The organism is Kineococcus anabasis (assembly GCF_054590795.1).
In genome coordinates this window covers 34464-52600 of sequence record NZ_BAAIHU010000002.1, presented here as the reverse complement: position 1 = coordinate 52600, position 18137 = coordinate 34464, and the positions used below count along the sequence as shown (strand labels likewise).

The following is an 18137-nucleotide window of genomic DNA, read 5'->3' as shown; positions in this document are numbered from 1 at the left end:
CGGGCGGACCCGGGTCAGGGCCGGTGCGCCCCCCGGCGCCGGCGCCCGGCGAGCAGGGCGCCGCCACCGGTGAGCAGCAGCAGGGCCGCGAGGGTGAGCAGGGGGGCGGTGTCGGTGCCCGTCCGCGCGAGGCGGCGCCCGGCGCCCGGGGCCGGGGTGGTCGCGGGCGTGCGGGTGCCCGGCGAGGCGGTCCGCGGCCCCGTCGTGGGCGCGGGGACCGGACCGGGGGTGCGCTCCCGGGTCGGTCCGGCGCTCGGGGTGGCGGTCGGCGCGGTCGTCGGACGGGCCGTCGGCGCTGCGGTGGGCACCGGGGGCCGACCCGGCGCCGTGGTCGGCGCCGTCGTCGGAACCGTCGTCGGAACCGTCGTCGGAACCGTCGTCGGCGCCGTCGTCGGGGCCGTCGTCGGCGCGGTGGTCGGGGCCGTCGTCGGCGCGGTGGTCGGGGCCGTCGTCGGCGCGGTGGTCGGGGCCGTGGTCGGCGCGGGGTTCGCGGGCGGTGGCGGTGCGGGAGGCGCCGCGACCGTCGTCGTCGCGGTGGCGGTCGTGCGGGTGCTGCCCTGCGGCGGGTCCGCCGAGGCGGTGGCCGTGTCCGTGCGGCCCCCGGCCGCCACGTCCGCGGCGGTGAGCGCGTAGAACCCGGAGGTGCACGTGGCCCGCGCACCGGGGGCCAGCGGGCCCGGCGGGCAGGTGACGGGCGCCGGCAGGCCGCTGACCTGCACGTCCGCGACCGTCACGTTGCCGCTGTTGGTCACCACGACCGTCCAGCGCAGCGTCTCGCCGGCGTCCAGCGCGCGGTCCCCGTCGGCGTCGGCCCAGGCGGTGCTCTGCGCCGCGCTCAGGGCCGGTGCCGCGGCGACCACCGGCACCCGGTCCGTGGCCGGTGCGGAGGTCACCGGGACACCGGCCTGCGCCCACACGCCCACGGCGCGCGCCGCGTTGGCGATCCCGAGCCCGGTGTCCACGTCCGCCTGCGTCACCGGGTGGATCCGGGGAGCGGTGCACGTCGTGGACTCCCCCGGCGCGAGGGTGGTCCGCAGGCAGGTGCCGGTGCCCACGAGGTCGTCCTCGACGGCGACGGCGCTCATCGGCACGTTGCCGGTGTTGGTCACCACGTAGGTGAACGTCACGTCGTCGCCGGCGCGGGCGCCGGACAGCGCCACCACCGCCGCGGGTGCCGCCACCACCGCGGCGGGTGCCGCCGAGAGCGGCCGCACGGCGCGCGGGGCCGCGAGGGCGGCGGGACGCGCGGGGGTCCGCCCCGCGCCGGCCGACAGCGTGGCCGTCGTCGTGAGGCCGAGCCGCGGGGCGGCGGGGACGACGCGCAGCGTCGCGCCCGCCTCGTCGTCGCCCGCCTGCGGGTCCGGCGAGGACGCCCCGACCCGCGCGGTGCGGGCGAAGGTGGTGGCGGCGTAGGTGAGCGGCAGGGTGGAGTCCAGCACGACCTCCCACGTGGCCCCGGGCGCCAGGGTGTCGCGGGCGCAGACGACCGCGCCGCCGTCCGGGGTCAGCCCCTCCGCGCCGACCGCACCGGAGAACGCGCAGCCGGGCGCGCTCCCGGTGTCCGGGACCGGCTGCCCGGCGGGCACCGCGGAGCGCAGCACGACGCCCTCGGCGCGGGTGGGGCCGGCGTTGGCGACGACGAGGCGCTGGCGCACCCGGTCGCCGGCCTCCGCGTCCGCACCGGGGCCGGAGAGGTTGGTGATCGTGTGGGTGAGCGACAGGCCGGACTCCAGCTCGATCGTGAAGTCCACGACGCCGCTGTCGTCGGAGGGGTCGGCGTCGGCGGTCCCGGAGACCGCCGTCGTGCTGGCGCGGGCGGGACCCTCCTCCGCGTCCGCCGAGATCACGGCGGTCCCGGTGATCTGCACGGCGCCGCGGTCCAGCGGCGAGGCCGTCGGCGGGTGCACCGCCAGCGGGTCGTACGGCGCCAGGTGGGGCAGCCGGCACGCGGCCGGGGTGCAGAACGGGTTCGCCGTGCGCACGATCGTCACGCCCGGGGGCAGCACGGTGCGGAAGGACACGTCCGTCGCGGTCGAGGGCCCCTGGTTCACCACCGTGAGCGTGAACGGCACGGAGTCGCCCGGCCGCGCGGTCGTCGTGGGCAGCGCGAGGGTGACACCGACGTCCGCCGAGGCGGTGCCGGTGGAGCGCACCGCCGCGACGTTGTCCGCGGGGTCCGGGTCGGGCGTGGTCGCGGCCACCGCGACGGTGTTGTTCACCGCGCCGCCACCGGAGGGGGACAGGGCCACGACGATCGTCACGTCCGTGGTCGCGCCTGGTGCCAGCTCGGGGACGCGGCACTCCAGGATGCCGGTGCCGCCGGGGTCGAGGACGCACGTCCCGCCGGGCACCGAGGCGCTGCGGAACGTCGCACCGGAGGTGATCGGGTCGGTGAGGGAGATCCCCCGCGCCGACGACGGGCCGGTGTTCGTGATCCGCGCGGTGTACGTGACCTCGGCGCCGGCGACGGGCGTGGCCGGGGAGTGCGCCAGGGTGACGCCGAGCCCGGCCGAGGCCGACACCGCCGCCGACACGGAGGCGGAGCTGTCGGCGGGGTCCGGGTCGACGACCGCGCTGCCGGCCGCCGCGGAGAAGGCGTACCGGGTGCCGGGCTCCGCCTCGGCGGGGACGTCCCCGGTCACCGTCACCGTCCGGGCCTCTCCCACGGCGAGGGAGCCGTAGCCGCAGGTCACGCTCGTCCCGGCGACCGAGCACGTCCCGCCCGGGGAGGTGGCGCTCACGCCGCTGAGCGCCGCGGGGACCTGCGCCACCACGCGCGCGTCCGGTGCCGCGCTCGGACCGGTGTTCGTGACCGTGGCCTCGTACCGCACCGGGCGGCCCGCCACCGGGCGCGGGTCCACCTGCGCGGCGGTGACGGCGAGGTCGGCGCGGCGGCCGATGGCGAGGGAGCCGCCCGCCTGGTCGTCGGCCGGGTCGGGGTCGGGGGAGGTGGCGCTCACCCGCACCGTGCGGGTGAACGCCGCGTCGAGGGTGGAGGTGGGCAGGGTGGAGTCGAGGGTCAGCTCCCACGTCGCGCCGTCGGCCAGGACGTCCCGGCCGCACACGAGGCTGCCGCCGTCGGCGGAACGCCCGTCGGGGGTCACCGCACCGCTGAACGCGCAGGTGCCGGTGGCCGTGGTGACGAGCGGGACGGGCTGCCCCGCGGGCACCACCTGGCGCAGCACGACGCCCTCGGCGCGGGTGGGACCGGTGTTGGTGACGACGACGCGCTGGCGGACCCGGCCGCCGGCGACGGCCTCGGCGCCGGGGTCGGCGGAGTCGGGGTTGACGACGGTCTGGGTGACGGCGAGGTCCGCGGCCAGCGCGATGGTGAAGTCCACCGCGTCGGAGTTGTCCGACGTGTCCGGGTCCGCGGTGGGCGAGACGACGGTGGTGCTGGCGCGGGCGGGGCCCGCCGCGGCGTCGGCGCCGATGACGGCGGTGCCGGTGATGACGACGACGCCGTTGGCGGGCTCGGCCGGGCCGGAGGGGTCGTGCGGCGGCAGGACCGGCAGGGTGCACGTGGTGGCCGAGCAGTACGGGCTGGCGGGACGCACGATCGTCACCCCGGCCGGGACGACCGTGCCGAAGGAGACGTCCGTGGCCGTGGAGGGCCCGTGGTTGGTCACGGTCAGCGTGAACGGCACCGACTGACCCGGGCGGGCCGTGGTGGCGGGGATGTCCAGGTCCACCGCCAGGTCCGCCACCGCGCTGCCCGTGGCCGAGATCGCCCGGCTGTTGTCCCCGGCGTGGGGGTCGGGCGTGGTGGAGGTCACCGAGACGGCGTTGCTCACCGCGCCGGACCCGCTCGCGGTGAGGCGCACGACGACGGCCACGTCCGCCGCCGCGCCGGGGGCGACGTCCGGCACGGTGCACTCCACCGTCCGGGTGGCGTCGGTGTAGGCGCACGTGCCGCCGGGCACCGAGGCGCTGCGGAACGTGGAGCCGGTGGGGATCGTGTCGGTGAGCACGATGCCGCGCGACACCGAGGGCCCGGCGTTGCGGATGGTGGCGGTGTAGGTGACGTCCTGGCCCGTCACGGGCGGGTCCGGGGTGCTGGTGAGGCCGACCGTCAGGTCCGCGGACGCGGTGACCGCCCCGGAGACGGAGGCGGAGTCGTCCGACGGGTCCGGGTCGTGGACGGTGCTGGAGACCGACGCGGACACGGTGTGCTGCGCGCCGGGCGTCGCGGAGGAGGCGACGGTGCCGGTCACGGTCACGGTCCGCTCCTCCCCCGGCGCGAGGGAGGCGTGGTCGCACACCACGTCGGCGCCGGTGACGGTGCAGGTACCGCCCGCCGAGGTGGCGCCCGCACCGGTGAGCGTCGCCGGCAGCCGCACCCGGACGCGGGTGGCCGGGGCCGCGGCGGGCCCGGAGTTGGTGACCGTGACGGTGTGCACGACCGGCCGGCCGGCCACGACCTGGGCCGTGGCCCGGGCCACGGCGACGGCCAGGTCCGCCGCCGCGTCGACCGGCAGGGAGGTGGTCACCTCGTCGCCGCCCGCCACGGGGTCGGGTGAGGAGGCGCTCACCCGCGCGGTCCGGGTGAACGCCGAGCCGGTCCAGGAGACCGGCAGGGTGGTGTCGAGGACGACCTCCCACGCGGCGCCGGCGGCGAGGGAGTCCAGGGTGCAGACGACGCTGCCGCCGTCGGCGGACAGCCCGTCGGGGGTCGTGGCGCCGGAGAAGGCGCAGTGCTGGGCGCCGGTCGTGACCTCGGGGACCGGCTGGCCGGCGGGTACCGCCGAGCGCAGGACGACGCCCTCCGCGCGGGTCGGGCCGGCGTTGGTGACGACGAGCCGGTCGCGCACGCGTCCTCCGGGCACGGCGTTGCCGCCGGTGTCCGGGTTCGTGAGCGTCTGCGCGACGGACAGGTCGCCCTCCAGCAGGACGGTGAACTCCACGGTGTCGGAGTTGTCCGCCGGCTCGCCGTCCGCGGTCGGGGACGTGACGGCGGTGCTCGCCCGGGCGGGGCCCTCCTCCACGTCCTGCCCGAACACGGCGGTGCCGGTGATGACGACGACGCCGTTGGCGGGCTCGGCCGGGCCGGAGGGGTCGTGCGGCGGCAGGACCGGCAGGGTGCACGTGGTGGCCGAGCAGTACGGGCTGGCCGGGCGCACGATGCTCACCCCGGCCGGGACCACCGTGCCGAATGAGACGTCCGTGGCCGTGGACGGGCCGCGGTTGGTCACCGTCAGCGTGAACGGCACCGAGTCCCCCGGGCGGGCCGTCGCCGCGGGGATGTCCAGGTCCACCGCCAGGTCCGCCACCGCGCTGCCGGCCGAGTGGACCGAGGCACCGTTGTTCCCCGCCTGCGGGTCCGGTGTCGTGGCGGTCACCGAGACGGCGTTGGCGAGCTGCCCGCTGCCTGCGGGGTCGAGCCGCAGCACGACCGTGACGTCGGTGGCGGCGCCGGGTGCGAGGTCGGGCACGGCGCAGCGCACGGTGCGGGTGGTGCCCGACCAGGTGCAGGTGCCCCCGGGCACCGAGGCGCTGCGGAACGTCGAGCCCGTGGCGACGGGGTCGGTGAGGACGACGCCGCGCGACACCGAGGGACCCGTGTTCGTGACCGTCGCGGTGTAGGTGACGTCCTGGCCCGCGGAGGGGGCCTGCGGGGAGTGCGCGAGGGACACGGACAGGTCGGCCGACGCGGAGACCGAGCTGGACACCGAGGCCGTGTTGTCGGCCGTGGCCGGGTCGCCCGCCGCGCTCGACGCCGTCGCCGAGAGCACGTACTGCGTGCCGGGCGCCGCGTCGGCGGGAACGTCCCCGGAGAGGGTGACCGTCCGGCTCTCCCCCGCCGCGAGCGAGGAGTGCTCGCACACGACGTCGGGGCCGCTGACGGTGCAGGTGCCGCCGGGCGAGGAGGCGCTGACACCGGTGAGCGCCGCGGGCGGCCGCAGGCTCAGCCGGGCCGCGGGCGCGTCGCTGGGGCCGGCGTTGCGCAGCGTCGCGGTGTACTCCACCGGCCGGCCGGCCACGACCTGCGCGGTGGTCCGCGCCAGCGTCACCCCGAGGTCGGCCCGCTGGACCACGCCGAGGGCGGTGGTCACCGCGTCGTCGCCCGCCACCGGGTCGGGCGAGGAGGCGCCGACCCGCGCGGTCCGGGTGAAGCTCGTCTCCCGGTAGGAGGCCGGCAGGGTGGTGTCCAGCACCACCTCCCAGGTCGCGGCGGAGGCCAGGAGGTCCCTCGTGCAGACGACGCTGCCGCCGGTGGTGGTGTTCCCGGAGAAGGCGCAGGCGCCGGCGCCGGTGGTGATCGTGGGCACGGGCTGCCCGGCGGGCACGGGCGAGCGCAGCACGACCCCCTCGGCGCGGGTCGGGCCGGCGTTGGTCACGACCAGGCGCTGGCGGACGCGGCCACCGGCGACCGCCTCGGCGGTCGGGTCGGCGGCGTCGGGGTCCGTGGTGGTCTGGGTGAGCGACAGGTCGGACTCCAGCTCGATCGAGAAGTCCACCGCGTCGCTGTCGTTGCCGGGGTTCGTGTCCGTCGTCGGGGACACCACGGTCGTGCTCGCCCGCTGGGGGCCGGCCTGCACGTCCGGCGCGAACACGGCCGTGCCGGAGATCCGCACCGCACCGCCGTCCAGGCCGCTCTTCGTGGGGTCGTACGGCGCCAGGTAGGGCAGGGTGCAGGCGGTGGCGGTGCAGAACGGGCTGGGTGAGCGCACGATCGTCACGCCCGGTGGCACCACGGTGCGGAAGGACACGTCCCTGGCCGTGGAGGGGCCGCGGTTGACGACGGTGAGCGTGAACGGCACGGACTCCCCCGGCCGCGCGGTCGTCCGGGGGATCTCCAGGTCGACGCCCACGTCGGCCACGGCGGTGCCGCCGGACTGCACCGAGGAGGTGTTGTCGGCGCTGCTCGGGTCGGGGGTCGAGGCCGCCACGGCGACGCCGTTGTTCACCGCGCCGCCCCCGTCCGGGGACAGGCCCACGACGATCGTCACGTCCGTCGAGGCGCCCGGGGCGAGGTCCGGCGCCGTGCACTCCACCGTGCGGTTCACCGTCCCCGTCCCGGCGCCGGTGGTCACGAGCGTGCACGTGCCCCCGGGCACCGAGGCGCTGCGGAAGGTCGCGCCGGTGGCGATGGGGTCGGTCAGGGAGATGCCGCGCGCCAGGGAGGGGCCGGCGTTGGTGATCCGCGCGGTGTAGGTGACGTCCTGCCCGGCCACGGGGGTCGCCGGGGCGTGGCTCAGGACGACCCCGAGGTCGGCGGACGTCGTCACCGCGCGGGTCAGCGAGGCCGAGCTGTCGGCGGGGTCGGGGTCGCGGGCCGCGCTCGTCGCGGAGGCGGAGAAGGCGTACTGGGTGCCCGCCGCCGCGCCGGCGGGGACGGCGCCGGAGACGGTGACGGTGCGCTGCTCCCCCACGGGCAGCGAGGCGAGGTCGCAGGTGAGCGCCGTCCCGGAGACGGTGCACGTCCCGCCCGGCGCACCCGCCGCGGCGCCCGTGAGCCCGGCGGGCAGCTGCGCGCTCAGGCGCGTGGCCGTGGCCGTGCTGGGGCCGGTGTTGGCGACCGTCGCGGTGTACTGGACCGGCCGGCCGGCGAGGAGCTGCGCGGTGGTCTGCGCGACGGTGACGGCCAGGTCGGCGGAGGGGTTCACGGCCGTGCTCAGCGGCTGCGACGTGGAGGTGGCGGACGCGGCGGTGAGGGGGTCGGTGTACGTCGTCGTGAGGTCGTTGGTGATCGTCGTCCCGGCGGTGGAGGCACCCACCTGCACCTTGTAGGACACGGTGCGGCTCTCCCCGGGCGCGAGCGAGCCCCCGGCGCTCGCCGTGGCGCCGGTGCCGATCCGCACGCGCACGGTGCGGTTCGCGGCGTCGTGCTCGCCGGCGTCGTTGCCCGCGCCGTCGGTGAGCGCCGTGGTCGTCGAGCCGCTGGTGACCCGCAGCGAGTTCGGCACGTAGGTGGTGCCGGGCGGCAGCACGTCGCTCACCACGGAGGCGTTCGCGGGGTTGCCGCCGTGGTTGGTGGCGGTGGCGGTGTAGGTGAGCACGTCGCCCACGTCGGCGGTCGCGGTGCCCGAGGGCGTGGTGACGGTCGCCGAGGTGATGACGCACGGGCTCGTGCCGAAGGAGATGCCGTCGAGGAAGTTGCCGACCGTGGCGCTGCTGCCGGGGCTGAGGGACACGAACGCGAACCGGGTGGTCGTCTGCCCCGGCGGGACGAGGTAGGTGCCGCTGTACGTGGCCCAGCCGGAGGTACCGGTGGCCATCTGGCGCTGTCGCACGGCGAGCCCGCCCGGCGCGCCGATCTCCAGGGCCATGGTGTCGGTGCCGGAGCGGCCGCGGTGCTGCAGCTGCCAGCGCAGCGGCTGCCCCGGTACGGTGGCGACGTCCTGGTAGAGGGTCGAGACCTGGTTGGCGTTGAGCTCGACGAACTGCCCGCCCGAGCCCGCAGGGACGTTGTTGAAGCCGTCCTGCCAGATCTCGATCTGCTTGTCGCCCGCGGTGGTGCGCCAGCCGGGGACGTCGTCGTGGCTGCGGGTGCCGTAGCTCCTGCTGCCCGGCAGGACGGGCTGCTCGAAGCCGCCGTTGACCAGGGTCGCGCCGACGGGGCAGGAGGCCGGGTTCTGCGCCGCCGTCGCCGGGGCCGCGGGGACCGCCACCAGCAGGCTCGTCAGCAGCGTCACCAGCAGCGCGGCGGTGAGGAGCCTCGCGGCCCCGCTCCTCGGCGGCTCGGACCCCACGCGCACTCCCCCGCTCCAGCGACGTGACCAGGTCGCCCCTCCCATCGGCGGCCGGGGGCGGGACCTGAGACACCGGGGCGTGGCGGCCCCGCGCCGGTCCCTGGCCGGGTCCGGCGGACCGGTGGCAGGCTGCCGGGGTGACCTCCGCCGAAGCGCGCACCGCCGTGATCGTCGACGTCCTCACCGAGGCCTTCGCGGACCTGGTGGCCGCCGACCCCGCGGCCTTCCGGCACAAGTACCGCAAGATGGCCGCCGACCCGTTCGCGTTCTACCGGGGCACGGCCTGCCTGTTCTTCCGGGACGTCGCGGCGCGCGAGGACCCGTGGGCGGACGCCCGCACCGGCAGGGTGTGGATCCAGGGCGACCTGCACGCGCAGAACTTCGGCACCGCGATGGACGGCACGGGCCGGCTGGTGTTCGACGTCAACGACTTCGACGAGGCCTACCTGGGGCACTTCACGTGGGACCTGCGGCGCCTGGCGGCCAGCGTCGCCCTGCTGGGCTGGACGAAGGCGCTGCCCGACCTGGTCATCACCGGCCTCGTCGAGGTGTACGTGCGCGCCTACCTGGACCAGGTCCACGTCTACGCCGCCGGCGAGCCGGACGAGGAGTGGTCCCTGCGGCTGGGCACCGCCACCGGCGCGGTGCGCCTCGCGCTGCTGGAGGCGCAGCTGTCGACGCGGGTGGGACTGCTGGAGAGGGTGACCGTGGTGGACGACTACGAGCGCCGGTTCCGGCACGGCCCGGGCGTGCGGTCGCTGGAGGACGGCGAGCGCGCCGTGGTGGAGGCCGCCTACGGGCGCTACCTCGACACCATCCCCGCGGCGAAGCGGTTCCGCAGCGGCACCTACACGCTCAAGGACGTCGTCGGCAGGAGCGGGTTCGGGATCGGCAGCGCGGGGCTGCCCGCGTACAGCCTGCTGGTGGAGGGGGCCAGCGAGGCGCTGGAGAACGACGTGGTCCTCACCGTGAAGCAGGGCGGTGTGCCCGCGGCGAGCCGGGTGGTGGACGACCCGCGGCCCGCGGAGTGCTTCGAGCACCAGGGCCACCGCACGACGGTGTCGCGGCGGGCGCTGCAGGCGCACGCCGACCCGTGGTCGGGCTGGTGCCGCATGGAGGGCGGCCCGCACGACGGGGTGGGTTTCGTGGTGGCGGAGTTCTCCCCCTACGAGGCGGACCTGGACTGGTCGCAGCTGACGGAGGTGGCGGACCTGGCGGAGGTGCTGGCGCAGCTGGGCCGGGCCACGGCCAAGGCCCACTGCGTGTCCGACGTGGACGACCCGACCACACCGCTCGTGGACTTCCAGGTGGAGGACGCGGTCGTCGAGGCGGTCTCCGGGCGGGAGGACGAGTTCGTCGAGGACGTCGTGGCGTTCGCCCACGAGTACGGCCTGCGGGCCCGGACCGACCACGTCCTGTTCGTGGACGCCTTCCGCTCCGGGCGGATCGGGTAGCCCTCCGCCCGCGGCGCCCCGCGGGTGGCCGGCTCCGGGCGGGTTGACATCCATCGCTTGTGACTGTCTACTCACTCACAAGAGCCCGTCCAGCACCCGCCGAGGAGTTCCCCCCGTGTCCCGCACCAGCACCCCCCGCACCGCCGCCCCCCGCACCGCCGTCCGCCGCACCGCTGCCTCCCGCACCGCCGTCCGCCGCACCGGGGGCGCCCTCGTGGCGGCGGCGACCGCCCTCGCCGTCGCCCTGCCCACCACGGCGGCGGCCGCGGCCCCGCCGCAGCGCGACGTCCGCATCGACGCCTCGGCCCCCGTCATCACCCGCGACGACATCGTCATCGACGCCCCGCTGCACACCGTCTGGGAGGTGCAGACCGACGTCGAGGGCTGGCCCTCCTGGCAACCCGGCGTCACGGCGCTCGAGAAGCTCACGGGCGGGCCGCTGCGCGCCGGATCGCGGTTCCACTGGCTCGTCGAGGGCCTCGACGTCACCTCCACGGTGCGGCAGGTCCGCCCCAACCGCCGGATCGTCTGGGGCGGGCCGGGCAACAGCATCGACGCGGTCCACGTCTGGACGTTCACGCCCCGCCCCGACGGCGTCCACGTGCACACCGAGGAGTCCTGGAGCGGGGCGCCCGTCGAGGCCGACGTCGCCTGGGCCCAGCACGTGCTGGACGAGTCCCTCGACGCCTGGCTGCACAACCTCGAGGCGGAGGCCGAGCGCCGCAGCGGCGCGGCCCGCTGAGCGGGGGTCACCCGGCGCCCGGCCCCCGCCCCACCAGCGGTGGTCCAGGAACTCGCCGCCGGAGGTGACCACGACCCGGTCGCCGTCGGGGTGGCCGGCGCCGGTGCGGGCGTGCGTGGCGTACAGGGTGAGGCCGACGACCGCGAGGCCGCCCACCAGGTTGCCCGGGACGGCGGGGATCTCGTTCCACAGCAGGTGGTCCACGACGGAGAAGTCGCCGCCCAGGATCAGCCCGGAGGGGAAGAGGAACACGTCCACGATGGAGTGTTCGAAACCCGTGGAGACCATCCGGTTGCACAGCACCGCCCGCACGAACGGCGTCAGCATCCCGGCGGCGCCGTGCTCGACGTGACCCGGGGTGCGGCCCTCGCCGGTCGCGCCGCGCCGCTGCCCCACCTCGTCCGGCGGCAGGGAGAACCCGATCGGGAAGGGCAGGGCACCCAGGAGCGGCTGCCCGGTCCGGACGGTCACGGTGACCGCGAACGCCGCGGACAGCGCGAGCACGGCGCCCGCCGTGCAGGCCCGGATCACGGGGTCGCGGGGGTGAGGACCGGGTGCCGGCCGGGTGGTCTACGGTCGCTCCATGGGCCGGCGACTGGTCGTGATCGGGGGCGACGCGGCGGGCGCCAGCGCCGCCTCGCAGGCGAGGAAACGGGCACCCGACCTCGAGGTGGTGGTGTTCGAGCGCGGCCGGGCCACGTCCTACTCCGCCTGTGGGATCCCCTACTGGATCGCCGGCACCGTCGGCGAGGAGTCCGCCCTGATCGCCCGCACCCCCGACGAGCACCGGGCCGCCGGCATCGACGTGCGGATGCGCACCGAGGTGACCTCGATCGACCTGGACCGGCGGGAGGTCACCTGGCGGGACCTCACCGACGGGCAGGAGGGCAGCGACGGCTTCGACGACCTCGTGTACGCCACCGGCAGCGTGCCGATGCGCCCCCCGGTGCCCGGGATCGACGCGCCGGGCGTGCACGGCGTGCAGACCCTGGACGACGGGGCCGCGCTGCGCGCCGCGCTCACCGGCCGGGAGGTGCGCAGGGTCGTCGTGGTGGGCGGCGGCTACATCGGCCTGGAGATCGCCGAGGCGTGCCGGGTACGCGACCTCGAGGTCACCGTCGTGGACCGCTCCGCCACCCCGGTCGGCACCTTCGACCCCGACGTCGGGCAGGCCATCGCCGAGGCGGTGCGGGACATGGGCATCGAGCTGGTGATGTCGGACGCGGTGGCCGCCGTCGGCACCGGCCCGGACGGGTGGGCGGACGCCGTGCTCACCGCGAGCGGGCGGCGGCTGCCGGCGGACCTGGTGGTCCTGGGGCTGGGGGTGCGGCCGGACGTGGCCCTGGCGCGGGAGGCCGGCATCCCGCTGGGACCCTCCGGCGGCATCGCGGTCGACGCGCGCATGCGCACCGGCGCGGAGGGCGTCTGGGCGGCCGGGGACTGCGTGGAGTCCTGGCACCGCCTGTCCGGGCAGCGGGCCGTCATCGCGCTCGGCACCCACGCCAACAAGCAGGGCCGCGTCGCCGGCATCAACATCGCCGGCGGGTACGCGACGTTCCCCGGGGTCATCGGCACCGCCGTGACGAAGGTGTGCGACCTGGAGGTCGCGCGCACCGGGCTGTCCAGCGCGGAGGCGGAACGGGCCGGTTTCTCCTTCGTCACCGCGTCCGTGGACTCCACCACCCGCGCCGGCTACTTCCCCGGGGCGGCGCCGATCCGCGTCAAGATGCTCGCCGAGCGGCGCAGCGGGCGGCTGCTCGGCGCGCAGATCGTCGGGCGGCAGAACTCCGCAAAGCGGATCGACACCCTCGCGGTGTGCATCTGGAACGGGATGACCGTCGAGGAGGTCCTCTCCCTCGACCTGGCCTACGCGCCGCCGTTCTCCCCCGTGTGGGACCCGGTCCTCATCACCGCCCGCAAGGCGTTCGAGGCCGTGGAGGCCGACGTCCGGGAGCTGTGAGCCCTCAGGCCCGCGGGCCCTCCAGGTCCTGCGGTGCCAGGCGCCGGCTGCCGACGTAGTAGAGGACGTCCCCGCCGCTGACCGGGGTGTCCCAGCCGGGGCTGACCCGCAGGCCCCCGCGGGTGCGCAGCGCCAGCAGCGTCGCCCCGAAACCCCGCCCGACGTGGACCTGGCAGTCCCCGAACCCCCTGCGCGCGAACGACTCCGGCAGCCGCAGCGAGTAGGTGCTGCCGTGCCCGCCGCTGCGCATCAGGTCCGAGTACACCTGCGTGATCCCGGGGTCCAGGGCCTCCTCCGTGATGAGGTACGGCATGTGCCACTGCACGCACTGCACGGCGGGGTTGACGTAGCCGAAGTGCTCGCTGCGGCCCATGTCCCGCAGCGCGGCGACCAGGTGCACGTCCGGGTTGGCGTGGTCGACGGCCACGGCGATCGCGAGGGTCTCGTTGTCGTCGTGGCCGTCGACGACGACCGTGCGCGCCCGCTCCACGCAGGCGCGGCGCATGACGTCCGCGGTGGTGAGCTCCCCGCGCACGAAGTGCACGTCCGGGTCCTCCGCCAGGGGGTCCGTGGCGACGTCGTCCTCCCACGCGCACAGCGCCACGTGCAGGCGGCCCTCGGCGGTCAGCTCGGCGACGATGCGCTCGCTGCGCCCCGCGGTGTACCCCAGCAGGACGACGTGGTCCGCCAGGTCCAGGTCCAGGACACCCCTCATGCGCCTCCCCCTCGACGTCGTGATGTGCTCCGCGAGCCGGGTGAACAGCACCGTGAGCGTCACGATGCCGCCCACGATGACGTAGACGCCGACGAGGCGGCCGCCCGTGGTCTGCGGGAACAGGTCGCCGTAGCCCACGGTCGCCGCGGTCACGACGAAGTACCACCAGAAGTTCCCCGGCCGCGCGATGTCGCCGCCGGGCTCCAGCAGCGCCATCGCGGCCCAGCTCGTCAGGAACACCCCGAGGCCGATCAGCAGCGGCAGCCGCCACCCGGTCAGGCGGGCCCGCAGGAGGCACTGGAGGCGGCGGACGAGGAACAGCACGCCGTCGGCCTCCTCCGCGCCGTCGCGGGACCCCTCGCCCCACCTGCCCGCATCCTCTCAGAAGTGCGCGCCGGCGGCGTCGAGAACGGGGACGAGCTGCGCCTCCTCGTACGCCAGGTGGGTGAGCAGCTGTTCCACGAGGCGGTCGACGGAGGCCAGGACGGCCTCCCGCCCACCCGGGCCGTCGAGGGCGGCCCGCAGCTGCGCCAGCAGCTCCGCGACGCGAACGTGCTCCGCGCCCAGCCGGTCGATGGTCCCCGCCAGCTCCGGGTGCTGCTGGGCGAGGGCGGGGAACATGCCCCGGTCCTCCACCGAGTGGTGGAACTCCAGCCCCTGGCAGACGGTGAGGCAGTTGACGCGCAGCTGGGCGCCGAGGCCCGGGCCCGAGCGCGCCACCTCCGCGCGCACCAGGGCCAGCTCCCGGCGGAACGCGTCGTGGACCAGCCGCAGGGCCTGGCCCCACGACGTCGCGTTCGGGCTCGGGACGCCGGTGCGCTGCAGGGCGACGACGGGCAGGAGGCGGCCCGCCTGCTCCTGGTACCGCGCCCACCCGGGCTCGGCCTCGGCGGCGCGGCGGAACAGGGCGTCCCGCTCGGCGCCCGCCAGGACGACGGCGCGCGCGGGGTACGTGAAGACGCCGTCCTCGACGGTGACGCGCGGATCGGCCAGCACGTTGCGGAACCACTGCGGGTGCCGCGGCGAGCCCCCGGCGGAGGCGATGACGAGGAGGCGGTCCTGCTCGTCGGGCAGGTAGGCGAGCGGGGTGGTGTGGCGGGCGCCGGTGCGGGCGCCGGTGGTGGTGAGCAGGAGCAGGCGGGCGTCCTCGAACATCCCGCCGACGCGGCCGGCGTTGGCGCGGAACTCCTCGACGACCTGCTGGTTGAAGGGGTGGGGCACGGGCGTCTCCAGGGGTGCGGTGGCCCGCGCGGCGTGCGCGGGCAGGCAGGGGTTCCGCGCGGTGGGCGCGGGCCGGGGGTGGAACCCGTCGGGTTCGTGGGCGCCCGCGGTGGGCGCGGGTGGTGGGGTGTGCTCGACGCCCCGGTGGGGCGGAGCGGTGCCGTGCCGTGCCGTGCCGTGGGGGGTGGGCCGCGGGCCCACCCGGTTCTCACGCTCCGGCCGGGCGACTTCCTCGTGCGTGGCCCATGGCCGACCCGGCAGTCACGGGGACGACGCTAGGGGCGTCCCGCCCGCCGTGGCAAGGGGCGCGCGGGGTGCTCGTGCCGGGCGCGGCCGCACCCGCTGCGCGGGGACGTTGCGCCGCGACACGCCCGCGCGGCGCGCGCGGAACGTCCCCGCCCCCGGCCGGGCGGGGCCCCCGCGGGGACGTTGCGCCGCGACACGCCCGCGCGGCGCGCGCGGAACGTCCCCACCCCGGCCGGGCCGGGCCGGGCCGGGCCGGAGCAGGGCGGGGCAGGGGGCAGGATGGTCCGCGTGGAGGACCCCGCCGCGCGCCGCGTCGCGTACGACGACACACCCCTGCTGGAGAACGCCCTCGCGGCCACGCCCCTGGCGCAGTTCGACCGCTGGTACACCGAGGCCGTCGCCGCGCGGATCCCCGAGCCGAACGCGATGGTCCTCGCCACCGCCGGCCCGGACGGCCCGAGCGCGCGGACGGTGCTGCTCAAGGGCGCCGACGCCCGCGGGTTCGTCCTCTACACCAACCGCACCTCCCGCAAGGCGCGGGCGATGGCCGCCGAGCCGCGCGTGGGACTGGTGTTCCCGTGGATCGCGGCGCAGCGGCAGGTGGGCGTGGTGGGCGACGTGGAGGAGGTCCCGCGCGAGGAGTCGTGGGCGTACTTCTCCGCCCGCCCGCACGGCTCGCGGATCGGGGCGTGGGCCAGCGCGCAGTCCGCGCCGGCCGCGGACGCCGACCAGGTGCGGCGGCGGTGGCTGGAACTGGCGCAGCGCTGGCCCGACACCGGCTCACCGGACGACGTGCCCCTGCCGGAGCACTGGGGCGGTTACCTCGTCCGCCCCCGCGAGGTGGAGTTCTGGCAGGGCCGCCCCTCGCGGCTGCACGACCGGCTCGTGTTCGTGGCGCTGTCCGCCGCCCCCGCGCTGGACGACCCCGCGGGCTGGCGGGTGCAGCGCCGCCAGCCCTGAGGGCCGCGCCCGCTCAGCGCGGCACCGGCGCGCCCATCTGTGCCTCCCACAGCGCCCGGAAGGTCCCGTCCCGGCCCAGCAGCTCGTCGGGTGCACCCGCCTCGACCACGGTGCCGGCGTCGAGGACCACGACGAGGTCGGCGTCGCGGACGGTGCTCAGCCGGTGCGCGATGACGATCTGCGCGCAGCCGAGATCCCGCAGGTTGCGGCGGATGCGTTCCTCCACGAGCGGGTCCAGGTTCGCCGTCGGCTCGTCCAGCAGCAGCAGGGCCGGCCGGCGCGCCAGCGCACGGGCCAGCGCGAGGCGCTGGCGCTGGCCGCCGGAGAGGCGCCCCCCGCCCTCGCCGATGTCGGTGGCGTACCCCATGGGCAGCGCCGCCAGCTCCTCGTGGAGCCCGGCGAGGACGGCCGCCTCGCGGGCCTCGTCCACACCGACGGAGGGGTCGCCGTCCGCGATGGCCTCCAGCACCGTCCCGGACAGCAGCTGCGCCTGCTGGGTGACCACCCCCACCTGCCGGCGCACCCAGCGCACGTCGAGCCCGCTCAGCGGGACGCCGTCGTAGCGCACCTCCCCCGCGGCGGGTTCGAGGAGGCCGAGCAGGACCCTGCCCAGGGTGGTCTTGCCGGAACCGGAGGCCCCGACGACGGCGACCCGCTGCCCCGGCGCCACCCGCAGCGACACGTCCCGCAGCACCGGGCGGCGGGGGTCGTAGCCCGCGCTCACACCCACCAGCTCCACCGCCCCGCGCAGCGGCCGGGAGGGTACGGCCCCGCGCCGCTCCGGTTCGGCGGACCAGATGTCGGCGACGCGGTCCAGGTACGCCGCGGCGGCGTGCACCTGGTGGACGATCCCGAGCAGGGACGACAGCGGCGCCACGGCGGCACCGGCGAGGGCGGTGAGGGCGAGCAGGTCCGCCAGCCGTCCACCGTCGCGGACCTGCGCGGCCACCACGAGCAGCAGCCCCGCCGACAGCAGCAGCCGCACCGCGTCGGTCACGGCCTGCACGGCGGCGACGTGCCGGTCGCGCTGCGCGGTCAGGGCCAGCTCGGTGCGGTGCCGGGCACGCCAGCGGCGCAGGGCCAGGTCCTCCCCGCCGGTGGACTTCACGCCCTCGATGCCCGTGAGGGTCTCCACGAGGGCGGAGCCGCCCGCGGCCCCGGCCTGGGTCGCGGCGAGGGACAGCGCGAGGCCCCGCCGCGCCGTGAACACGACCACCGCGCCCTGCAGCAGGCCCGCCAGCAGGGTCGCCAGCGCGACGGGCGGGGAGGCGAGCGCGAGCAGCACGAGGTACGACAGCCCGGTGACGAGGTCGAAGGCGAAACCCGCCGAGCGCTCGGTCACCAGCTCGCGCAGCATCGCGACCCCGCTGAGCCGTGCCAGCAGGTCACCGCTGGGGCGGCGCTGGAAGAAGGCGTACGGCAGGGACAGCGTCCGCTCCACCAGCGAACCGACGACGCGTCCCGCGGCCAGCGTCTGCAACCGCACGAGCGCCGCCGAGCGCACCCAGGACACGGCGGCACCGAACACCGCGGTGAGGACCGCCGCCACCCCCAGGCCCCGCAGGTCCACCTCCAGGGGCGCGGACACCACGGCGCGGGTGAGCAGGGGCACGCCGAGGCCGACGAGCTGGGCCAGGAGCGAGGCCACGAGCACCGCGGCGAGCAGGCGGGGCCGGCGCAGGGAGTCCAGCACGAGGGGCCGGACGAGCTGCCAGGACGAGGGCGTCCGCGCGGCGGGGGCGAGGTCCGGGGGCGCGGCGAGGAGGAGGAGGACACCGGAGTAGCCCGCGGCGAACTCCCCGGCGGTGAGGCGGCGGCGGCCCTCGGCGGGGTCCACGACGTGGACGTGCGCGGCGTCCGCGCGCTCGACGACCACGTAGTGGTTGCCCCGCCACCACGCGATGGCGGGGGTCCTCCTGCCGGCGAGGGAGGCGGCGGGCAGCCGCACCGCCCGCAGCGGCAGGCCGAACCCGGCGGCGGTCGTGACGAGGTCGCGCAGGCTCACGCCGTCCACCGAGGGCGGCAGCGCCGCCCGCATCTCCGCGGCCCGGGTGCGCCGCCCCAGGGCGCTCAGCAGCATCGCCAGGCACGCTGCGCCGCAGTCGGTCTGGGTGACCTGGAGCTCGACGGGCACGCGGGGGTGCCG

At 76.9% G+C, this 18137-nt stretch carries 7 protein-coding genes and 3 pseudogenes; 4 read left to right on the top strand and 6 right to left on the bottom strand.

All coding sequences use genetic code 11. The features are described 5' to 3' along the window. Positions 1-14 precede the first annotated feature (14 nt). Entirely contained in the window at positions 15-8693 is an 8679-nt protein-coding gene (locus ACYQBY_RS03795; RefSeq protein ID WP_459642498.1) for a DUF7507 domain-containing protein, read from the bottom strand. A gap of 137 nt (positions 8694-8830) precedes the next feature. On the opposite strand from ACYQBY_RS03795, the gene ACYQBY_RS03790 reads away from it, so the two are divergent. Together ACYQBY_RS03790 and ACYQBY_RS03785 are read left to right on the top strand one after the other, a co-directional pair. Continuing rightward, complete coding sequence (locus tag ACYQBY_RS03790; protein WP_459642497.1) at positions 8831-10147, top strand: DUF2252 domain-containing protein; 1317 nt, start codon at positions 8831-8833, stop codon at positions 10145-10147. Between the two features lie 115 nt (positions 10148-10262). Further along, a complete protein-coding gene (locus ACYQBY_RS03785) occupies positions 10263-10889 on the top strand; it encodes an SRPBCC family protein (RefSeq protein WP_459642496.1) in 627 nt (208 codons plus the stop codon). Positions 10890-10985: 96 nt separating this feature from the next. Here ACYQBY_RS03785 and ACYQBY_RS03780 read toward each other — a convergent pair. Next, positions 10986-11429, bottom strand: a pseudogene (locus ACYQBY_RS03780) (formate/nitrite transporter family protein); the annotation flags it as partial. 43 nt (positions 11430-11472) lie between these two features. Between ACYQBY_RS03780 and ACYQBY_RS03775 the strand changes: the two are divergent. Next, positions 11473-12849 (top strand): FAD-dependent oxidoreductase, encoded by a 1377-nt coding sequence (locus tag ACYQBY_RS03775; RefSeq protein ID WP_459642495.1) that lies wholly within the window; start codon positions 11473-11475, stop codon positions 12847-12849. Between the two features lie 4 nt (positions 12850-12853). Here the strand turns inward: ACYQBY_RS03775 and ACYQBY_RS03770 are convergent, their stop codons facing one another. Both ACYQBY_RS03770 and ACYQBY_RS03765 read right to left on the bottom strand, forming a co-directional pair. Next, the gene (locus ACYQBY_RS03770; protein ID WP_459642494.1) at positions 12854-13888 is read right to left on the bottom strand and encodes an ion channel; all 1035 of its coding nucleotides are present in this window, start codon (positions 13886-13888) and stop codon (positions 12854-12856) included. Between the two features lie 57 nt (positions 13889-13945). Beyond that, positions 13946-14785 (bottom strand): nitroreductase/quinone reductase family protein, encoded by an 840-nt coding sequence (locus ACYQBY_RS03765; RefSeq protein ID WP_459642493.1) that lies wholly within the window; start codon positions 14783-14785, stop codon positions 13946-13948. Positions 14786-15310: 525 nt separating this feature from the next. Here ACYQBY_RS03765 and pdxH point away from each other — a divergent pair. After that, entirely contained in the window at positions 15311-15991 is a 681-nt protein-coding gene (gene pdxH / locus ACYQBY_RS03760) for a pyridoxamine 5'-phosphate oxidase (protein WP_459642492.1), read from the top strand. A 231-nt stretch (positions 15992-16222) separates the two neighbouring features. Here pdxH and ACYQBY_RS03755 read toward each other — a convergent pair. Beyond that, positions 16223-16661: pseudogene (locus ACYQBY_RS03755) on the bottom strand (ATP-binding cassette domain-containing protein); the annotation flags it as partial. A gap of 228 nt (positions 16662-16889) precedes the next feature. After that, positions 16890-18125, bottom strand: a pseudogene (locus tag ACYQBY_RS03750) (cysteine peptidase family C39 domain-containing protein); the annotation flags it as partial. Positions 18126-18137 lie beyond the last annotated feature (12 nt).